Genomic DNA, 20,424 nt, shown 5'->3' with positions numbered 1-20,424 from the left:
ATGAATGCACCAGCAGCATTATTGGCCATAAGTGTCATATTGTTGTTGGTGCATATTTTTTTGCAGGCTTATCTCGCAACACGTGAATTGGGACGAAGCTGGAACGCCGGACCAAGAGATGGCGGTGAGGCGCCAAAATCTGTTTATGCCGGTCGGGCAATGCGTGCGAGTGCCAATTTCCGCGAAACTTATCCGGCATTTCTGGCATTGATGTTGCTTGGTGATTTTGCACCCAATAACATCATGTTAACCGTGGCCGGTGGTTCCATATGGGTCGTAGCAAGAATTATCTATATTCCGCTTTACCTCTTGGGTATCCCCTATATTCGCAGCATCGTCTGGCTGGTTTCCATTTTCGGATTGGTCATCATGCTTTTTGCTGCTTTCTGGAGATAATTGATGGCTCCTTATTTTGTCGAATGGTCAACATTGATGGCAGTATTCGCAATTGCGGCAATAACGCCGGGAGCCGATTTCGCATTGATTTTGCGCCAATCTCTGGTTCATGGGCGTGAGGCCGCTTTTGCAACCGCTTTCGGCATCGGCGCGGCTTTGCTCTTTCACGTGAGTTACACAATTCTGGGACTTGGGTTGCTCATCTCGAAATCCCTTATTCTGTTTAATGTCGTTAAATGGCTCGGTGTTCTCTATCTTCTCTATATCGGCATTAAAAGCATTACCTCGCGTGGTATTGCGGGTGAAAAAAACGAAAATATGAAAAGTAAAAAAACACGGCAGAGTTTGAAAAAAGCATTTTTTGCCGGATTTACCGTCAATGCTCTTAATCCCAAAGCGGTGTTTTTCTTTCTTTCTATTTTCTCGACATTTGTCGCACCGATAACGCCTATGGCAGTCAAGTTTTGCTATGGCCTGTCGATGTCGGCACTTCTTATTGGATGGTTTGTTCTGGTTGGCATTTTTATGACAACCCCTGCCATTCGCTCATTATATCAACGCGCTGCCAAATGGATTGATCGCCTTTGCGGAGCCGTTTTCATCGCATTCAGTATCAGGCTTATGTTTCAGAAAGCCTCTTAAGTTTTAGAATTTTCAGGTCTCAGCGGCCGTAACGAAAGGAAAAAGAATGTCTTATGATGTTGTGGTAATTGGAGCAGGTCCCGGTGGATATGTTGCGGCAATCAAGGCAGCGCAACTCGGGCTAAAAACAGCAATCGTGGAAAAGCGCGATACATTGGGTGGTACATGTCTTAATGTCGGTTGTATTCCTTCCAAAGCTTTGCTCTATGCTTCCGAAATTTTTGCCGAAGCCCAACATGGTTTCGAGGCTTTGGGTGTTTCGGTTTCCAAACCCAAACTCGACCTTGCCGGCATGATGGCCCACAAGCAGAAAACTGTTGATGGTAACACAAGCGGTGTCGCGTTTTTGATGAAGAAAAACAAGATTGACACCGTTTACGGCACGGCAAAAATTCTTGGTGCAGGCAAAGTCGAAGTTGCTGCCAAAGATGGCTCGAAACAGACTCTTGAAACCAAAAATATCATTATCGCAACAGGTTCCGACGTTGCCGGTATTCCCGGTCTCAAGATCGATATTGACGAAAAAGTTATCGTTTCCTCAACCGGTGCTTTGTCACTTTCCAAAGTACCTCATCACATGGTTGTGGTCGGCGCCGGTGTGATCGGTTCCGAGCTTGGTTCGGTCTGGAGCCGGCTTGGTGCAAAAGTCACAGTCGTCGAATTTCTCGACAAGGTTTTGGGGCCAATGGATGGAGAAGTTTCCAAGCAGTTCCAGAAACTCATGGAAAAACAGGGCATTGAATATAAACTTGGAGCAAAAGTAACCGGCGTTGAAAAAACCGCATCCGGTGCAAAAGTTACTTTTGAGCCTGTCAAAGGTGGTTCGGCTGAAACTCTCGAAGCTGATATTGTTCTCGTTGCTACTGGTCGTCGTCCTTACACGGAAGGGCTCGGTCTCAAAGAGGCCGGTGTAGTACTGGATGAACGTGGTCGAGTAAATATCGATTCACATTGGCAAACGAATATTGCCGGAATTTACGCGATTGGCGATGTTGTCAAAGGTCCGATGCTTGCCCATAAAGCGGAAGACGAAGGTGTTGCTCTGGCTGAAATTCTTGCCGGTCAGAAAGGCCATGTCAATTATGATGTGATCCCGAGTGTCGTTTATACAGAGCCGGAAGTTGCATCTGTTGGCAAAACCGAAGAAGAGCTTAAAGCTGCCGGTATCGAATATCGCGTTGGCAAATTCCCCTTCTCGGCCAATGGTCGTGCCCGCGCTATGTTGAAGACTGACGGATTTGTTAAAATCCTTGCTTGTGCCAAGACCGACAAGGTTCTGGGCGGCCATATTCTTGGCTTCGGTGCCGGTGAAATGATTCACGAAATTGCTGTCTTGATGGAATTTGGCGGCTCATCGGAAGATCTGGCACGGACTTGCCATGCTCACCCGACAATGTCGGAAGCTGTAAAAGAGGCTGCATTGGCCGCTTTTTCAAAACCGATCAATATGTAAGTGAATTTGACATATCATTCAAAAAGGCTGCCTTCGGGCGGCCTTTTTATTTAAATCAAACCGGATTGATAAGGTCACTCCGGAATTCCGGTGTCAGCTTGGAATAGGAGTGGCTTCTATTCAGTGCTTCCCGCTTTTAAATTAAGGAAAACACGACGATAATATTCGTATCGACGAAAGCCGTGATAGGGATTCTCTTCAAGCTTTCCCATTTAAAGAAATCATTATTGATTTAATAGAAAATGACCGGACTGAAAAAGAGAAACGCGTTTATCCGGTACCGGTCGCAATCGGGCCGCATGAGGTCGTAATTTCCCGCCTTAATGAGCCTTCAATATTGGCAGCAAAAGAAAACCTTCGGCCGTCTTGTTGCTTTTAAAATTGTCAGAATTTGATGGGGCTGACTTTATAGCCATGTTTGCGTAATTGTTCGACAAGCCCGCTATCGCCAACCATATGCGCTGCACCAACCGCTATAAAGCTGTTTCCTTGTTCAATCAAAGGAAGTGCGCGTTCAGACATGCGTAGATTGCGTTTAGTCATTAAAATATCTTTGAAAATTTCCTGATCTTTTTTGCTGATCGTTGTTTTAAACATAGTATCAAGAACCAGAATTTCTCCAATGCGACTTTGTTTATAAAGTTGTGTTTCGGTATAAAACATATTGACGTAAAATTTGGGGTTTTCGAGGTAGTCTTCAATTGATCTTGCCTGAAAACTTAAAGGCAGTTTTTCAATTGCAGAGAGTTGTTCATCAAATGTTTCAAGACCAATAACCGGTTTTCCGAGTTTTTTGGCGTTTTGCCCGATTTCTACATCAAGTGCATGGTATCCATAGGTTTCCCGACGCGCCTCGCAGGCTGGTAGGCTCAATGTCATCCAGACGAACCATGGTTTGTTGTTGGAGATAAGATCAAAAGGTAAGTTGTGGTTTTCAAATGTAGCTTTGAGTTTATTGAATTCCTGCCGCGAAAGTCCATCCTTGAAACGTTCACCTTTCTTGGCAGTCAGAAAATCAGGAGAGGCAAGAAGCTTTGTTGTCATTGCTTTACCGTTATCGTCTGCTGCTTCACTCAATTCGAGGGCGACACGATCTGCATTTTCAAGTGCTGTTTTGACTCTAGGAGCGAGATTGACGATTTCCGGATCGGTCACGTGCATTGTACCGAAAAGATAGGATGGTTCGGTTCCTTTTTTTTCAACCCTCCAGAATCGGGCATTGCCATTTTTTATTTTCTTGGCACGTTCCAAGAATTTCCGGTTTTCTTCTTTTGAAAATTTTTTAGTTAAATCCTCACCCGAACAGACGGCCGGCTCTGCCTGATTTTTTTGTTCGAGCAGTGCCTTCGGTAAAAATTTTTCAAACAGTTTTGGTTGTGGTGCTGTCTCGTCTTCACTCAATGCCGGTGAAGAAAAGCAAAAAGTGCCGGCAAACAAAGCCAAAAGAAAAGCGAAATGTCTCGATAATCTCGAGATTGTTTTGAAATATATTCGGCTTTTCTTTTGCATCACAACCTTCCGGTATGCCGGCACTTGTCAGTCATTCAAGCTATAAATCGAGCTTTTTGTCTTCTTTTCCTTCCCGAATTCGGGTGGGTAGTCCCATTTCGTCAAGCTTCTTCAGAAATGGTTCCGGTGGCAATTCTTCCACATTGGCCATGGTCTTTACATCCCAGTCACCAAGCGCCACCAATATAGCCGCTGCCACGGCCGGAACACCGGCCGTGTAAGAAATAGCTTGTGAACCTGTTTCAAGATAGGCTTCTTTGTGGTCGGCAATATTATAGATGAACAGTTCACGGTGTTTACCGTCTTTTTCACCTTTGATAAGGTCGCCAATACAGGTCTTGCCGGTATAATCCGGTGCGAGCGAAGATGGGTCCGGCAAAACAGCTTTGACCACTTTAAGCGGAACAACTTCCAAACCCTCGGCGGTTTTTATGGGCTGTTCGGATAGAAGTCCAAGATTTTTCAATACATTGAACACAGTAATGTACCGTTCACCAAAACCCATCCAGAAGCGGATATTCGGTACATCAAGATTCTTTGACAAAGAATGGATTTCGTCATGACCGGTCATATAGGTGTTGCGCCTGCCGACAACAGGCAAGTCCCATTCGTGGCCGATTTCAAACATTTTGTTTGAAACCCATTTGCTGTCCTGCCACGACCAGACCTGACCGGTAAATTCGCGAAAATTGATTTCCGGATCGAAATTGGTGGCAAACCAGCGCCCGTGACTACCGGCATTAATATCAATAATATCAATGTCGCTGATTTTGTCGAAATAGTCCTGATGGGCAAGCGCCGCATAAGCATTGACCACACCGGGGTCAAATCCTGCTCCGAGAATGGCCGTTACTTTATGTGCTTCACATTCTTCGCGGCGCGGCCATTCATAATTGCCATACCAGGGTGGTGTCTCGCATATTTTTAGCGGGTCCTCGTGAATAGCCGTATCAATATAGGCTGCGCCCGTCTCGATACAGGCCGAAAGAACCGACATATTGAGAAAAGCCGAGCCGACATTGATAACAATCCGGCTTTTTGTTTTGCGAATAAGATCTGCCGTCGATTTTACATCCATCGCATCGAGGTGGTGCGTTTCGAACACACCCTTCACCTTCATGGATTTTTTCTCTTTGACGGATGCAATGATCGATTCGCATTTTTGTAGTGTTCGTGATGCGATATGAAGATCACCGAGAATATCGTTATGTTGGGCGCATTTATGAGCAACCACCTGAGCTACCCCACCTGCGCCAATAATCAGGATATTCTTTTTCATTCCCGGTTTGTCTCCTAAATTCTGCTTTCAAAATCTTTGTTAAACTTGGCGCCTTTTTCACGAAAGGCTTTCACAATAGTCTTTATACCCGAATTCACGTTGAACACGAATGGTTCCATCCAATTCTTTTATCGCAATAGCGGGCATATTAAGACCATTAAACCAATTTTTTTTCACCATTGTATAGCCGGCGGCATCTTCTATCGATAAATGGTCGCCTATTTTCAACTTTTCAGGAAAACGGAAGGTTCCAAAAATATCGCCGGCAAGGCATGATTTGCCACAAATCATAATTTCATGCGCCCCCTGATTTGGCGAAATTTTCGCTTTTTCCCGATAAACGAGAAGATCAAGCATATGGGCTTCGATGGAACTGTCAACAATAGCGAGATCCTTGCCATTATGCATGGTGTCAAGAACCGTAACTTCAAGTGTTGCGCTATTGGTAATCGAAGCTTCTCCCGGTTCAAGATAAACCGTAACACCATATTTATCGGAAAAACGCTTGAGCCTGTCGGCAAAAGCTTCAAGCGGATAATCTTTACCGGTAAAATAGATGCCACCTCCAAGGCTCACCCATTCTACATGGTGAAAAAGTTGGCCGAATTTTTGTTCTATATCGGAAAGCATCCGGTCAAACAAAGCGAAGTCGCCATTCTCGCAGTTATAATGAATCATAAAACCGTTGACGAGCGGCAAAACCGCTTCGATTTTTTCGTAACTTGTTTCGCCAAGACGGCTGAAAGGGCGGGCAGGGTCGGCAAGGTCGAAGCCGGAACAACTGACCCCCGGATTCAGTCGCAACCCTCTTTCAATATTTTCGGATTTTTTTTCAAATCGGTGAAGCTGGTTGATGGAATTGAATATGATTGTATCGGCATAAGTGATCGCCTCATCAATCTCGTAATCGGCCCAGGCAACCGAATAGGCATGGGTTTCTTTGCCGAATTTTTCTTTTCCCAAGCGAAGTTCATAAAGCGATGACGATGTGGTGCCATCCATATAGCGCGCCATAAAATCGAAAACGCCCCATGTTGCAAAACATTTCAATGCCAAAAGCGATTTGGCGCCCGACAGTTCACGAAGACGTGCAATTTTTTCCATATTGTGCAGCAACTTCGATTTGTCGACAAGGTAATAGGGCGTTTGAAGCATTTTTAAATCCTGCAATATCCGGTTTTTTCCGATGGCTCTTAAAGCCTCGACCACATATAGAAACACATTTCTATAAGCGCAAATATGTTCTTCATTAACTATAGCAAAAAAGAGTGCAGTTTTCTCGATTTGATGTCTGCTATAATTTTCTTGTCTCGTTCCGGGAAGGATTCTTAATGCGTAAATTCAATAAATCTTTTTACTTGTTTGTCGGACTGCCAGTGATCGGTTTGGTTGCGACATTTTCATCACTTGCTTCCGATCTTGATGAGAATCTCGTCGTTGCGCAAAACACCAGAACGACCGGATCGTCAGCCATTACCAGTACGAGCCGAGGCGAATTGAACGGTTTCAAAGGCTATCGCCATCACCGTACCGGTTATAGAAAGCATACAGATGGCTGGTGGTATCCGGAAGCAGCGTTTCAACCGGGCGCACACGTCGATAGCACCAGTGTGAAACCTAAAAAAGCGTCACAAAAAGCCAAAAAAGACGACGACAAGCCATGGCTTATCAAAAACCATGTCGATTTTTGTTCATCAAAATATAAGTCCTATACAAGGTCCGATAACAGCTACCAGCCTTTTGACGGTCCGCGAAAACAATGTGTATCGCGTTATTATAGTCCGAAATGAACATCGTCCGATTGATGACAATCGGACTTCATAAACGCCCCATTCAGGTGAAATGAGGAAAATTTGGAAAAAACGGCAAAATTTTCTCCATTAAACTTTTGAAAAGGCTTGCGTTATATGCTTGAAAAAATCCAATATGGGATTGAGGTAAAACCGATTCATTTCCGGTGACCTATATAGAAACAAGGCCCCGAAAAACAGGATGGTGTACAGATAATGACAACACGGGAAGCAATCTTGATATTGCTGGTAATACTTCCCTTTGTTGGTAGTGCCATTATCGGTTTTTTTCGTTCCACAGCAAAAAATAATGAGGCATGGTTTGTCGGTGCGATTGCGCTTATGGCACTGTTTTGCACCATTATGCTTTATCCGGCCATTTCAGCCGACAATGTTATAAGACTTGATATTTCATGGTTACCGCAATGGGGATTGAATTTCACCTTGCGGATAGATGGTTTTTCCTGGTTGTTTGCACTTCTGATAACGGGTATCGGCCTGCTCGTTGTTGTCTATGCCCGTTATTATATGAATCCGGCGGATCCGGTTCCACGTTTTTTTTCATTCCTGCTTGCCTTTATGGGCTCGATGCTCGGAATGGTGTTGTCAGGCAACATTGTTCTCCTCGTTATCTTTTGGGAACTCACCAGTATTTTCTCGTTTCTTTTGATCGGCTACTGGTACCATAATGCAAGTGCACGTGACGGCGCACGCATGGCCCTGACGGTGACAGGGTTCGGCGGCTTTGCGCTTCTTGTCGGCATGTTGATTATCGGCCATATTGTCGGCAGTTATGATTTGGATGTGGTGTTGAATTCGGGTTCACTCATCAAAAGAAGTCCGCTCTATATTCCGGCACTTGTCTGTGTGCTTCTCGGAGCATTGACAAAAAGCGCACAATTTCCGTTCCATTTCTGGCTCCCTAATGCAATGGCCGCACCAACACCGGTTTCTGCCTATCTTCATTCGGCAACAATGGTCAAAGCCGGCGTATTTCTTATGGTGCGGTTCTGGCCGGTATTGTCGGGAACAGAAGAATGGTTCTGGATTATCGGGCTTTGCGGCTTGATCACGCTTTTGATCGGCGCCTATTTTGCCATGTTCCAACAGGACCTTAAAGGTCTGCTTGCCTATTCGACAATCAGTCATCTGGGGTTGATAACCACGCTCTTAAGTCTTGCAAGTCCGCTTGCTTGCGTTGCAGCAATCTTTCATATCGTCAACCATGCCATTTTCAAGGCATCATTATTCATGGCAGCGGGCATTATCGACCACGAAACGGGAACCCGCGATATGCGCAAATTGTCGGGGCTTTTCCGCTATATGCCGTTTACCGGTACGCTGGCGCTGGTTGCAAGTGCTGCCATGGCAGGTGTGCCGCTTCTCAATGGCTTCATATCGAAGGAAATGTTTTTTGCCGAAGCAGTTGAAGTTCACATGGAATCATGGCTCGACAAGAGTACACCTTATCTTGCTACGCTCGCGGGATTGTTGAGTGTTACCTATTCGGTGCGTTTTATCCACGGAGTATTTTTTGGCGGAAAACCGCATGATTTGCCAAAAACGCCGCATGAACCACCGCATTTCATGCGTTTTCCCATCGAGCTGTTGGTGTTTTTATGCCTTCTCATCGGCATATTTCCGAAATTTGCAATTGGTGGCGTTTTGGGAACAGCCGTCCATTCTGTATTGGGGGCTGAAACACCGCATTATGATCTGGCTTTATGGCATGGCTTCAATACGCCGCTTGTCATGAGCCTCATTGCTTTGATCGGCGGGCTTATCCTTTATATTCTCACGCGCAAATATCTGAAATCATGTGAAGGTGGCCCGCCATTTTTCAGACATTTGAAAGGGCAGCGTATTTTTGAACGTGTATTGGTAACAATATCATGGAAATGGGCGCGTTCGGCCGAGGCTTTTCTTTCGACCCGTCGTCTGCAAGTGGAAGCACGCTGGATTATCCTTGCGCCCATCGTTGCACTCTTGTTGTTGATTGCCGGCAATCAATGGATAGATGCGGGTGCATTGCCGCTTTTTCCGCTTGATCTACCGTTTTTAATTATCTGGCTGATCGGTGGTGTGTGCGCAATATTGGTTGCATGGCAGGCAAAATTCCACCGTTTCGCTTCTTTGATACTTTTAGGTGTAACGGGGCTTATGACCTGTGCCACATTCTTGTGGCTTTCCGCCCCCGATCTTGCATTGACACAATTGGTTGTGGAAGTTGTTACAACCGTTCTTCTGCTTTTGGGGCTGAGATGGCTGCCCAAACGCTTGCAAGCACCTGACCCTATGCCGGACGGTTTTACGCCATGGTTGCGAAGAGGCCGCGATTTGCTCATTGCTATTGCCGGCGGGGGCGGTTTGGCGTGGCTTTCCTATTGTGTGATGACCCGTCCGCAAGGCGAAACAATTTCAGACTTTTTCCTCACCCATTCCTATTCCGATGCGGGTGGTCGCAATGTCGTCAATGTGCTTCTCGTGGATTTTCGTGGCTTTGATACAATGGGCGAGATAACCGTGCTCGGTATTGTAGCGCTCACCGTTTTTGCCCTGTTGCGGCGTTTCCGTCCGGCAGTTGAAAGTATCGAGGCACCAACACAACAACGCGTTCAGTCGGCTTTTGACGAAGCAAGGCCCGATCGGGAGGTTGGTGACACAGTTTCCGACTATCTTGTTATTCCGCGCATTATCATGCATTGGCTGTTTCCGGTTATTATGGCCTTTGCCGTCTATTTATTCATGCGCGGGCATGATTTGCCGGGCGGCGGTTTTGCCAGCGGTGTCACTATGGCTATCGGATTTATTCTGCAATATGTGGCATCGGGAACGCGGTGGGTGGAAAGTCATCTGACAGTTTTACCGCTGCGCTGGATCGGTTTCGGTATTCTTCTGGCATTGGTAACCGGTATCGGTTCGTGGTTTTTCGGCTACCCCTTTCTTACCTCCTATTTTCAATATACGAAGGTTCCTTTTATCGGAAAAATGCCGACAGCCAGTGCTATGGCGTTCGACCTCGGTGTTTTTTCACTTGTTGTCGGCGCAACCGTGCTGATGCTCATTGCGATAGCGCACCAATCAATCCGGCATTATCGTGTTGGTAAAAGAACTGCTAAAAAAGAGGAGGGACGCTGATGGAAATTGTTCTTTCTCTCGGTATCGGTGTGCTTGCCGGTTCAGGAATCTGGCTCCTTTTGCGGCCAAGAACCTATCAGGTCATTCTAGGGCTTTCGCTTATTTCCTATGCTGTCAATCTGTTTATTTTTTCAATGGCGCGTCCCCGCTCGAACGCAGCACCGATTGTTGACCCCTCCAATCCTGTCAATCCGGCAAATTATGCTGACCCGATACCGCAAGCGCTGGTTCTTACAGCCATTGTAATCGGTTTTGCGACAACCGCATTATTCCTTGTTATTCTGCTGGTTTCACGAGGGCTGACCGGTTCGGACCATGTCGATGGAAGGGAAAATAAATGACCGAAAATTTTCTCTACCATCTCGTTATTCTGCCTATTCTTCTGCCCATTGCGACTGCGGCACTTCTGCTTTTTTATGATGAAAGACGCCGCAAACTCAAATTATGGATAAGCCTTTCGTCGATAGGACTTCTCATTCTTGTTTCTATCGGATTGATCGAACGGGCTGTCGATGTTTCGCCACATGCGGAGGTTTATAGCCTTGGAAATTGGCAAGCGCCTTTCGGAATTGTTCTGGTGCTCGACCGGTTAAGTGCGGTCATGGTTTTTCTGGCAAGCATTCTTGCGGCTGCTTCATTGGTGTTTTCGGCTGCCCATTGGCATAAAGCCGGTCCACACTTCCATTCTCTCATGCAATTCATGATTGCCGGTGTAAACGGCGCATTCCTGACCGGTGATCTGTTCAATCTCTTTGTGTTTTTTGAAGTTATGTTGACAGCATCCTACGGGCTTGCCCTCCACGGTAGCGGGCAGGCAAAGGTGCGTGCTGGTATGCACTATGTGGTGATCAATCTTATTGCTTCTTCGTTTTTTCTGATAGGCGCAGCTCTCATTTACGGTGTTTGCGGAACATTGAATATGGCCGATCTTGCGTTGAAGCTCCAAACGCTCAAATCGGCCGATCGTATTATTTTCGAGTCTGGCGCGGCAATTCTCGGAATTGCCTTTCTGGTCAAAGCCGGCATGTGGCCACTCAACTTCTGGCTGACACCGACTTATAGTTCTGCTGCCGCACCGGTTGGAGCAACATTTGCTATTTTGAGCAAGGTCGGAATTTACGTTGTTTTGCGGCTTACATTACTGGTCTTCGGGACTAATGGCGGAACGTTAACCGGTTTTGGTAATGACATATTGTTTTATGGCGGGCTCGCAACTTTGATATTCGGTTTTATCGGAGTGCTCGCAAGTCAGGCTCTGGGACGGCTTGCCTCCTATAGCGTTCTGGTGTCATCGGGAACGCTGCTTGCCGCTATCGGAACCGGCAATGCTTCGCTCACCGCTGGCGCACTTTTTTATATTGTTTCCTCCACTTTGTCGCTTGCGGCTTTTTTTCTCCTCGTCGAACTCGTCGAACGTAGTCAGGATACCGCCGCCAATGTTCTTGCGGTAACAATGGAAGTTTATGGCGAAGACGAGGAAGATGAAGAGGATGAGGTCGGCACTTATATTCCGGCAACGCTTGCAATTCTTGGAGCGTGTTTCGGAATAACAGCGATTCTCATTATCGGTATGCCGCCATTTTCGGGGTTTGTCGCAAAATTCATGATGATTACCGGTATTTTCAATCCGGATGGACTAAATGGCGATGGTTACCAACCAAGCGCGAGGGATTGGACTTTTGTCGCTCTTCTCATCTTTTCCGGTTTTGCCGCACTTATCGCCATGACGAGAACCGGCATCCGCACTTTCTGGGCGTCGATTGAAGGTAAAGTGCCACGCGTGCAAGTGATAGAATTTGCTCCCGTTGCAGGCTTGCTCGGCTTGTGTCTTCTATTGACCATCGCTGCCGGTCCGGTAGCAGGCTATCTGGGAAAAGCTGCTGAAGAACTGCATCATCCGCAAAATTATATCGACAGTGTTTTGCCGCAGGCAAACGTAGCCGTAAGCCCCAACCCGTCACAAGAAATAACGGCGGGACTTATTGATAAGGTTGATGTTGAAAGGGGTGGGAAATGAAACGCATAATCCCCTATCCATTGTTGACCTTGTCGCTTCTTCTCATGTGGATGATTTTGAACGGCTTTACCTTGGGGCAGGGGATCATCGGCATTGTCGTTGGACTTGCAGGCGGGTTTTTAATGCGGCTATTAAAACCGCAGAAGGTGCATATCCATAATTGGGGCTCGGTTATCAGGCTGTTTTTTCGTGTTACGATCGATATTGTAAAGTCGAATTATGAGGTTGCCCTCTATGTGCTTTTCGGCGGGGCAAAACAGAAACAATCCGGCTTCATCACGGTTCCGCTTGAACTTAAAAACCATACAGCACTTGCTGTTTTATCCTGTATTATGACAGCAACACCCGGGACTGCCTGGATTGCCTATCATAGCAAGGATAGCAGTCTTCTTGTCCATATTCTTGATCTTGATATGGATAATGAAAATTATTGGAGAGATTTCATTAAAAATCGTTATGAAAGTCTGCTTCTGGAGATATTCCAATGAGTATTGTTATTCTTTATTGGGGCATCAATATTGCGCAACTGTTTCTGGGACTTGCGATGATATTGGCGTTTATTCGCCTGATCCGTGGACCACGCGCACAGGACAGAATTTTAGGTCTTGATGCACTCTATACAGCAACACTGATGTTATTTGTCACCTTCGGCATGCGTTCCGGCACAACAATCTATTACGATTCCGCATTGGTGATTGGCCTTTTGGGTTTTGTTTCAAGTTCGGCTTTGGCGAAATTTCTCATGCGCGGGGAAGTGATCGAATGATTGAAGACTTTCCTCTTTGGCTTTCTATCGTCATTGTGTTTTTCCTGCTTTTAGGCTCGGGGCTGACATTGATCGGCGCCATCGGTCTTAATCGTGCAAAAAGCTTTTATGACCGTTTACATATGCCAACGCTCGGAACAAGCTGGGGTGTCAGTGGCATTATCATTGCCTCGATCATCTATTCAACGGTGAGCGGCCACAAACTCATTTCCCATTCTATATTGCTTGCCATATTCATTATCGTGACGACACCTGTCACACTCATGTTGTTATCGCGGGCAGCCATGCAGCGCGATCAATCTTCCAATTCAACCGAATTGCCGGAGAAAATGCGCTATCAAAAGATCGACGATACTTTGCCGACGCCGCAAGAGCTTCTTGAAAAAACGCCGAGCCTTGATGATTTCAAATAATGACAAATGGTGAAATGACTCACCGACTGTAGAGGCGAAACGGCACATTGATTAAGCCGATATAACCGAGCCGACGCTGGCATAAAAGAAATCCGGATTAACAAGAAGGCGCCCTATTTTCTTCGTCAAATATGGGCAATCATTGCTTATCGCTTGTTGCTTTTTGTTTTGAAAGCCTGTTGAGCTACACGGACATGAACCGATCGTCTCAGACAAATCCGGTTATAAGAGATAGTTAAAAGAAGCGCGTTTAATTTTGGCAAACACGCTTCTTTGTGAAGTCCGGTTATTTTTTTAGATCTTCGGGGTGTTTGCGAGCAACCTGACGACCAAAATCGGGTGCATCAACTTCCTGCCCCGCATCAATAATGCCGCGTCTTACGGCACGTGTGCGCGTGAAAAGGTCAAACAGAGCCTGTCCATCCCCCCAGCGGATTGCACGTTGGAGCGACGCGAGGTCTTCACTGAACCGTCCGAGCATTTCAATGATAGCGTCTTTATTGTTCAGGCAAATGTCGCGCCACATTGTCGGGTCGGAAGAGGCAAGGCGGGTGAAATCGCGAAAACCGGAAGCCGAATAGGCAATGACTTCGGAATTAGTGACTTTTTCAAGGTCGCTGGCCGTGCCGACAATGTTATAGGCAATAAGATGTGGCAGATGCGATGTGATTGCCAGAACCAGATCGTGATGTTCGGGATCCATTCTGTCAACTTTTGCACCACAGGCTTCCCAGAATTGCGTCAATTTGGCGATTGCTTTTTCATCTGTTCCGGGAAGCGGGGTCAAAATGCACCAACGATTGATGAAAAGATCAGCAAAACCGGCGTCAGGACCGGAAAATTCGGTACCGGCAATGGGGTGACCAGGGATAAAAATGACATTATCGGGCAATTCCGGTTTCATCTGGCGGATAACCGATGCTTTGGTAGAACCGACATCGGTAACAATGGCACCGGGTTTTAGATGTGGTGCAATTTCCTTAGCAACCTGACCGGATGAACCGACCGGAACCGAAACAATAACGAGATCGGCATCTTCAACCGCTTTGCCATTGTCGGTTGTATAGCTGTCACCGAGTTTAAGTTCGCGTGCCCGTTCAAGTGTCGTTCCTGTGCGGGTGGAAATGGCAATATGATCGGCCAACTTTTTTTGTCGGATAACACGGGCAAGGGACGAACCGATAAGACCGATACCGATAAGGGCGACTTTTTTAAATTTGACTTCAGACATTTTTCTACTTCAAAAAATTTTTCAATGTGGCGACAACGCCGCGATTTGCTTCTTCGGATCCAATGGAAAGGCGCAACGCGTTCGGAAATCCGTATCCGGTAACGCGGCGCAAAATATACCCGTTGGCTTTCAGATAATCATCAGCCTGAGCGGCCGATTTTTCTTTGTCTGCCGGAAAATGGATGAGCAGAAAATTGGTGACAGAAGGCGTAACCTTAAGCCCCAATGCCTCGATTTCATGTGTGAGCCATAAACGCCATTTTGAATTATAGGCTATAGCATTCTTGATATAGGCACGGTCGCGAAAAGCAACACTTGCAGCAGCTTGTGCCGGTACACTGACATTGAAAGCCCCACGAATACGGTTAACCGCATCAATGACATGAAGAGGCGCATACATCCATCCCACACGCAAACCGGCAAGTCCGTAAATTTTTGAAAATGTGCGTGTCATGACAACATTTTCGTTCGCCGAAACAAGTTCGACGCCGGTATCGTAATCATCCTCGGTGACAAATTCGGCATAGGCACCGTCAAGGACTAAAAGCACATTTTTAGGGAGCCCTGCATGAAGCCTTTTGACCTCGGTTGCTGTCAGATAGGTACCCGTCGGATTACCGGGATTGGCGATAAATACGATTTTTGTTCTTTCCGTTACTGCGGCAAGAATGGCATCAATATCGATGCGGCAGTCTTTTTCTTTCACAATAACAGGTTTTGCGCCGGTCCCTCTGATTTGTATCTCGTAAACGCTAAAGCCGTGTTCGGTCATGATTCCTTCATCACCGGCTGTAAGATAGGTATTGGATAAAAGTCCTAACAAATCATCAGAACCGTTTCCCGCCATCAGATTGCTTCTTGCAAGTCCTGTCACTTCCGAAATGGCTTCAAGAAGCGGTGTGGCCGAACCATCCGGATAGAGTTCAAGATGTGCTGCGGCCTGCCGATAGGCGTCAATCGCTGCAGGACAGGGGCCAAGCGGCGACTCGTTCGAAGAAAGTTTGAAAACTTTCCCTGTATTTTTGGTCTCGCTTGATCCGGGAACGTAAGCTGCAATATCCAGAATACCTTTCCTAGGCTGTGGACGGTCAACAAGAACATCTTTTTTCATCGATATTTATCCGGTCTGGTAGTTTAATATTTTACGAAATACCCTTGCTTTCATCCGAAGTCGAGAGAAAATCTTGACATTTGTCAGAGGAGGCGACTAGCTATTCTTTTTCTTTCAAGACGGTGCAACCGACATGACACAAATAAAATCGTCCGGAAAATCTTCCGGCGCGAAAAATTCCCAAGCTGATTTTCCTGACAGTAAAGTAGCGCTGTTCGGACAAGACGAGCCGTTAAAGCTTGATAGCGGCGTTGTTTTATCGCCTTTCCAGATTGCCTATCAGGACTATGGCACATTGAATGAAGACAAAAGCAACGCCATTTTGATCTGCCATGCTTTGACTGGCGACCAACATGTTGCCAACACCCATCCGGTAACCGGAAAGCCCGGTTGGTGGGATATATTGGTAGGGCCCGGTAAAATTATTGATACCGAACGCTATTATGTGATCTGTTCCAATGTGTTAGGAGGGTGCCTCGGTTCAACCGGTCCGGCATCGAAAAATCCGAAAACGGGAAAGCCCTATGCACTCGATTTTCCTGTTATCACGATAGGAGATATGGTGCGCGCACAGGCAATGCTTGTTGAAAAACTGGGAATCAAAACGTTGTTTTGTGTGGTTGGTGGTTCCATGGGCGGAATGCAGGCATTGCAATGGGCTGCAGCCTATAAGGAAAAAGTTTTTTCATCTGTTATTCTTGCGACCGGTGCGCGCCATTCGGCACAAAATATCGCTTTTGATGAAATTGGCAGACAAGCCGTTATGGCCGATCCCAACTGGTTGGGCGGGCGGTATCTCGAAGCAGGAAAACGCCCGACAAAAGGTTTGGCTGTTGCCAGAATGACAGCCCATATCACTTATCTTTCGGAAGCGGCACTTCATCGCAAATTCGGGCGGAATTTACAAAATAGAGACCAGATAACGTTCGGCTTTGATGCCGATTTCCAGATAGAAAGTTATTTGCGTCATCAGGGTATGACATTTGTCGAGCGCTTTGATGCCAATAGCTATCTTTATTTGACGCGTGCCATGGATTATTTTGATCTTCAAGCCGAATATGGGGGCCATTTGGCCGATGCCTTCAGGGGCTCGCGCGGGCGGTTCTTTGTCGCTTCATTTTCCAGTGACTGGCTGTTTACCACCGCACAATGTCGCACCTTTGTCCACGCACTCAACGCTGCCGGAGCGCGGGTTTCTTTTGTTGAAATCAAAACCGATAAAGGTCATGACGCTTTTCTGCTTGATGAACCGGTGATGTTTTCTGCCATTCACAGTTTCCTGACAGCGGCCGCAGAACAGAGGGGATTGACGGCATGAGCGAGAATGAAGAATTATTGTCGGCACTAAAATCCCGTACCGATTTTGAAGTGATCGCCAATTTTATAAGATCGGGTGCCCGTGTTCTTGATGTCGGTTGCGGCGATGGTAGTCTGCTTTATCTGTTGCAAACGCGGCGCAATGTTGATGGGCGCGGTGTCGAATTGTCGCAACAAGGTGTTGACCAATGTTTGCTTAAAGGACTCTCGGTCATTCAGGGAGATGCCGATAGCGATCTCGTTTATTATCCGGATTCGTGTTTCGATTATGTTATTCTCTCGCAAACCTTGCAGGCAACACACAATCCGAAGGTCGTGCTCGAACAACTTTTACGCATTGGCGAGAGGGCCGTTGTCTCCATTCCCAATTTCGGTTATTGGCGCGCCCGCGCACATCTGCTTTTTCTCGGCCGTATGCCGGTTACCAAAGAGCTTCCCTATAGCTGGTATGATACGCCGAATATCCATTTTTGCACGATTGAGGATTTTATCGATCTGGTCAATGAAATAGGGGCAAAAATCGAAGAAGCGGTGGTGTTGAATCGGCAGGGAAAACCCGTCAAAGGCAAATTGCCGTTGGGAGCCTGGAATTTGTTCGGGCAACAGGCAGTGTTTCTGTTACATCGATGATCAATAAAGCCGAAACCGATCTTCCGACTTTGGTAAGGGATCATCTTGCTTGTTGGGATATTCCCGAGAGCGCCCGCATCGACCTTCTCACCATATCGGAAAATGCGACTTTTCGGGTGACTTTCGGGGACGAGACAAGAATTATACGAGTTTATCGGCCTTCCTATCATCAAAATGATGAAATTTTATCCGAACTCCTTTGGCTTCAGGCAATCGAGCAATCCGGCATTGTAACGGTTCCACATCTTTTCACTTCCCGTTCCGGTCAATTGTTTGTCGAAGCGGGCATTTTCAGGCTTGCCTGTTTTTCGTTTATACGGGGACAAGAACCTCAAGCTGATAAGGCGCTTGTGCGCCGGTTTTTTGAACTTGGCAAAATTTCCGCCAAACTGCATCGCCAATCCATGAATTGGGTGAGGCCGGAAAGCTTCATTCGTAAACATTGGACTTATGAAACAATGATCGGCCCGAATGCTGTCTGGGGAGATTGGCGAAAGGCCGAAAATCTTCAACCTGCCGATCGTGAAATTCTTGAAAACTGCGATAAAACGCTTGAATTTTTTTCTTCAACTTTCCCAAAAGATAAAGCCCATTACGGTCTTATCCATGGCGATTTGCGGCTTGCAAATCTGTTGATTGATGGCGAAAACCTTGCGGCGATCGATTTTGATGATTGCGGCTTTTCATGGTTCGGATTGGATCTTGCCAACTCTCTGAGTTTTATTGAAGATAGCCCATTTGTGCCAAGCTATATCAGTGCATGGCTTGAAGGTTATGGAGAAGTGATGCCGGTAAATCGGGAAATGGCAGATATGATTGTCCATCTCGTCATGATGCGCCGTTTGCAATTGACAGCATGGCTTGAAACGCACAATCAAACGCCAACAGCTAAAAAGCTTCGCAAAACTTTTTTGAAAGGCACGGTTGAACTCGCGAAGGCCTATCTTGAAAAAGTTAGCCCTCTTGCTGGTCGATCAGGGCAACGCCTTTAATCTGGGCATAAACATTCATTCCTTCTTTAAGCCCCAATATTTGCCATGAATGACGTGTGAGGCGTGCAAGAAAATGCGCTCCCTTTCCATTATCACCCAATTCCAGTTTGACCAGAACTTCAAAATGCCCCTGTTCCCGCATTGTCAGAATGCGTGCCGGCATCACATTGAGGATCGAGCTTTTTAGCGGTTTTTCGACAGCAAGGCTCACATCATTGGCAGCAATGCGAATGCGCATTTTTTTCCCCCCTACCAAAGGTGCAGACGGGGCAACGAACGTGCCGCCCGGTACATCCACTTCGACAAGGCCGGTATGTTCATTATAGGATTTGACATAGCCGTCAAGATTGACAGCAGCTTCACGGGTATGGGCAAGTGGCAGATCAGGATTTGCTTCAATTTCTCTCAAACTGCCGGAGGCAATAACTTTGCCACTATCCATCAACACCAATGTGTCGGCCAACCGTTCGACTTCATAAATATCGTGGGTGATATAAATGATCGGCATTGAAAGACGGTCACGCAGACCAATCAGAAAGGGAAGGATTTCATCTCTCGACCGTTTGTCGAGCGCCGATAGCGGTTCATCCATAAGGAGAATCTTGGGATGCGACAAGAGCGCGCGGCCAATTGCCACACGTTGACGCTCACCACCGGAGAGATTGTGCGGCGCACGATCGATAAGGTGGGCAATATTCAAAAATTCCACCACTTCGTCGAATGTCGGCGAGAGATTGTTTTCGCCTTTCGCCATAGCAAAGGTAAGGTTCTTTCTGACGGATAAATGCGGAAACAAACTGGCTTCCTGAAAAACATAACCGAGGGGACGTTTATAAACAGGAACGAAACCGGTTTCGTTTTGCCAGCATTCATTGCCGATCTCGACTTTTCCCGAAAAACGATTAAGTCCGGCAATACCGCGCAAAACAGAAGTTTTTCCGCATCCGGAAGGGCCGTAAAGCGCAATGACACCGCGAAGCGGTGCATGAAAGGAACAATCAAGCGTAAAATTGCCCAGCGTCCCTTTAAGATCAACGGAAATGGTTTCACTCATAATGTTCGCGCCTCAATGAATTTTTGCAAGAGTGAAACAGTCAGAATGATGCAGAATGAAAAGATAACCATAATGATTGATAAAACATTGGCTTCATGCATCTGACCGGCTTCGACATAGCTCATAATAGTGGTCGAGATCACGGCCGTTTTTCCCGGCAGGTTTCCACCAATCATCTGCACAACACCGAATTCGCCCACTGTATGGGCAAACCCCAAAACAGCGGCAGTCATAAAACCGGGGCTCGCAATCGGAAGCGCGACTTTCCAGAATGCTTTCCATGGCGAAGCACGCAATGTTGCTGCAACTTCCATCGGCCGCTTTCCCATAGCCTCGAATGAATTGCGGATGGGTTGAACAACAAAAGGCATGGAATAAATGACCGAGCCGATGACCAGCCCTTCAAAAGTGAAGGCAAATTTACCCATGCCGAACCATGGTGCAATAAAGCCACCCGGTCCATTAGGTCCCAGAAACACCAGAAGATAAAAGCCCAGAACTGTTGGTGGCAAAACCAAAGGTATGGAGATAATGGATGCGACGATTTCTTTTCCATAAGTTTTGGATCGCGACAGCCACAAAGCAATCGGCGTTCCGATAGCCATCAGAAAAAACGTGGTTACCGTCGCCAATTCGGCCGTAAGCTTGATCGCGGTCCAGGTCTCATTGGAAAGAAGCATCATGCT

Annotated in this window: 20 protein-coding genes; 13 read left to right on the top strand and 7 right to left on the bottom strand. The window is 46.7% G+C overall.

Annotated elements, in window-relative coordinates; genetic code table 11:
• The 3 genes from H3S83_RS01230 to lpdA are packed head-to-tail and all read left to right on the top strand — an operon-like array spanning nucleotide 1 to nucleotide 2,491.
• Complete coding sequence (locus H3S83_RS01230) at nucleotides 1-396, top strand: MAPEG family protein (protein WP_198233269.1); 396 nt, start codon at nucleotides 1-3, stop codon at nucleotides 394-396.
• 3 nt (nucleotides 397-399) lie between these two features.
• The gene (locus H3S83_RS01225; protein WP_077973354.1) at nucleotides 400-1,038 is read left to right on the top strand and encodes a LysE family transporter; all 639 of its coding nucleotides are present in this window, start codon (nucleotides 400-402) and stop codon (nucleotides 1,036-1,038) included.
• Nucleotides 1,039-1,084: 46 nt separating this feature from the next.
• Nucleotides 1,085-2,491, top strand: a complete 1,407-nt coding sequence (gene lpdA, locus H3S83_RS01220) for a dihydrolipoyl dehydrogenase (RefSeq protein WP_078040258.1) — start codon at nucleotides 1,085-1,087, stop codon at nucleotides 2,489-2,491.
• A 384-nt stretch (nucleotides 2,492-2,875) separates the two neighbouring features.
• Here the strand turns inward: lpdA and H3S83_RS01215 are convergent, their stop codons facing one another.
• Genes H3S83_RS01215 through H3S83_RS01205 form a run of 3 tightly spaced genes read right to left on the bottom strand, consistent with a single transcriptional unit; the run spans nucleotide 2,876 to nucleotide 6,434 of the window.
• Nucleotides 2,876-4,000 (bottom strand): TraB/GumN family protein, encoded by a 1,125-nt coding sequence (locus H3S83_RS01215; RefSeq protein ID WP_198238692.1) that lies wholly within the window; start codon nucleotides 3,998-4,000, stop codon nucleotides 2,876-2,878.
• A 40-nt stretch (nucleotides 4,001-4,040) separates the two neighbouring features.
• Complete coding sequence (locus H3S83_RS01210; RefSeq protein ID WP_198238691.1) at nucleotides 4,041-5,279, bottom strand: saccharopine dehydrogenase family protein; 1,239 nt, start codon at nucleotides 5,277-5,279, stop codon at nucleotides 4,041-4,043.
• A 57-nt stretch (nucleotides 5,280-5,336) separates the two neighbouring features.
• Complete coding sequence (locus H3S83_RS01205) at nucleotides 5,337-6,434, bottom strand: carboxynorspermidine decarboxylase (protein ID WP_198238690.1); 1,098 nt, start codon at nucleotides 6,432-6,434, stop codon at nucleotides 5,337-5,339.
• 176 nt (nucleotides 6,435-6,610) lie between these two features.
• Here H3S83_RS01205 and H3S83_RS01200 point away from each other — a divergent pair, with 176 nt between their 5' ends.
• The 7 genes from H3S83_RS01200 (at nucleotide 6,611) to mnhG (ending at nucleotide 13,403) form a co-directional block, all read left to right on the top strand.
• Nucleotides 6,611-7,069 carry a BA14K family protein gene (locus H3S83_RS01200; RefSeq protein ID WP_198238689.1) on the top strand — a complete coding sequence of 153 codons (459 nt, stop codon included), beginning with the start codon at nucleotides 6,611-6,613 and terminating at the stop codon, nucleotides 7,067-7,069.
• Between the two features lie 216 nt (nucleotides 7,070-7,285).
• A complete protein-coding gene (locus H3S83_RS01195; protein WP_198238688.1) occupies nucleotides 7,286-10,207 on the top strand; it encodes a monovalent cation/H+ antiporter subunit A in 2,922 nt (973 codons plus the stop codon).
• Entirely contained in the window at nucleotides 10,207-10,548 is a 342-nt protein-coding gene (locus H3S83_RS01190) for a Na+/H+ antiporter subunit C (protein WP_075869471.1), read from the top strand. Before H3S83_RS01195 ends, H3S83_RS01190 begins: the two co-directional genes overlap by 1 nt.
• Nucleotides 10,545-12,224 (top strand): monovalent cation/H+ antiporter subunit D, encoded by a 1,680-nt coding sequence (locus H3S83_RS01185; RefSeq protein ID WP_198238687.1) that lies wholly within the window; start codon nucleotides 10,545-10,547, stop codon nucleotides 12,222-12,224. The genes H3S83_RS01190 and H3S83_RS01185 overlap by 4 nt, the downstream gene beginning before the upstream one ends.
• Nucleotides 12,221-12,712 (top strand): Na+/H+ antiporter subunit E, encoded by a 492-nt coding sequence (locus H3S83_RS01180; RefSeq protein ID WP_198238686.1) that lies wholly within the window; start codon nucleotides 12,221-12,223, stop codon nucleotides 12,710-12,712. Before H3S83_RS01185 ends, H3S83_RS01180 begins: the two co-directional genes overlap by 4 nt.
• Nucleotides 12,709-12,990, top strand: coding sequence for a K+/H+ antiporter subunit F (locus H3S83_RS01175; protein WP_198225565.1), 282 nt, complete (start codon nucleotides 12,709-12,711; stop codon nucleotides 12,988-12,990). Before H3S83_RS01180 ends, H3S83_RS01175 begins: the two co-directional genes overlap by 4 nt.
• On the top strand, nucleotides 12,987-13,403 hold the full coding sequence (gene mnhG, locus H3S83_RS01170) for a monovalent cation/H(+) antiporter subunit G (protein ID WP_198238685.1): 417 nt from the start codon (nucleotides 12,987-12,989) through the stop codon (nucleotides 13,401-13,403). Before H3S83_RS01175 ends, mnhG begins: the two co-directional genes overlap by 4 nt.
• 286 nt (nucleotides 13,404-13,689) lie before the next feature.
• Here the strand turns inward: mnhG and H3S83_RS01165 are convergent, their stop codons facing one another.
• Together H3S83_RS01165 and hisC are read right to left on the bottom strand one after the other, a co-directional pair.
• Nucleotides 13,690-14,634: a prephenate/arogenate dehydrogenase family protein gene (locus H3S83_RS01165; RefSeq protein ID WP_198238684.1), complete on the bottom strand. Its 945-nt coding sequence runs from the start codon at nucleotides 14,632-14,634 to the stop codon at nucleotides 13,690-13,692.
• 4 nt (nucleotides 14,635-14,638) lie between these two features.
• The gene (hisC, locus tag H3S83_RS01160; RefSeq protein WP_198238683.1) at nucleotides 14,639-15,745 is read right to left on the bottom strand and encodes a histidinol-phosphate transaminase; all 1,107 of its coding nucleotides are present in this window, start codon (nucleotides 15,743-15,745) and stop codon (nucleotides 14,639-14,641) included.
• A 133-nt stretch (nucleotides 15,746-15,878) separates the two neighbouring features.
• On the opposite strand from hisC, the gene H3S83_RS01155 reads away from it, so the two are divergent.
• The 3 genes from H3S83_RS01155 to H3S83_RS01145 are packed head-to-tail and all read left to right on the top strand — an operon-like array spanning nucleotide 15,879 to nucleotide 18,684.
• A complete protein-coding gene (locus H3S83_RS01155; protein WP_198238682.1) occupies nucleotides 15,879-17,063 on the top strand; it encodes a homoserine O-acetyltransferase in 1,185 nt (394 codons plus the stop codon).
• Entirely contained in the window at nucleotides 17,060-17,692 is a 633-nt protein-coding gene (gene metW / locus H3S83_RS01150) for a methionine biosynthesis protein MetW (protein ID WP_198238681.1), read from the top strand. Before H3S83_RS01155 ends, metW begins: the two co-directional genes overlap by 4 nt.
• On the top strand, nucleotides 17,689-18,684 hold the full coding sequence (locus H3S83_RS01145; protein ID WP_198238680.1) for a phosphotransferase enzyme family protein: 996 nt from the start codon (nucleotides 17,689-17,691) through the stop codon (nucleotides 18,682-18,684). Before metW ends, H3S83_RS01145 begins: the two co-directional genes overlap by 4 nt.
• Here the strand turns inward: H3S83_RS01145 and modC are convergent.
• Both modC and modB read right to left on the bottom strand, forming a co-directional pair.
• Nucleotides 18,647-19,738, bottom strand: coding sequence for a molybdenum ABC transporter ATP-binding protein (gene modC / locus H3S83_RS01140; protein WP_198238679.1), 1,092 nt, complete (start codon nucleotides 19,736-19,738; stop codon nucleotides 18,647-18,649). The genes H3S83_RS01145 and modC overlap by 38 nt on opposite strands.
• Nucleotides 19,735-20,421 (bottom strand): molybdate ABC transporter permease subunit, encoded by a 687-nt coding sequence (modB, locus tag H3S83_RS01135; RefSeq protein ID WP_198238678.1) that lies wholly within the window; start codon nucleotides 20,419-20,421, stop codon nucleotides 19,735-19,737. Before modB ends, modC begins: the two co-directional genes overlap by 4 nt.
• Nucleotides 20,422-20,424 lie beyond the last annotated feature (3 nt).

The organism is Bartonella sp. W8122 (assembly GCF_016102485.1).
Taxonomy (GTDB): domain Bacteria; phylum Pseudomonadota; class Alphaproteobacteria; order Rhizobiales; family Rhizobiaceae; genus Bartonella; species Bartonella apihabitans.
The sequence above is the reverse complement of the archived record's forward strand: the minus strand, read 5'-3'. Positions and strand labels throughout refer to the sequence as shown.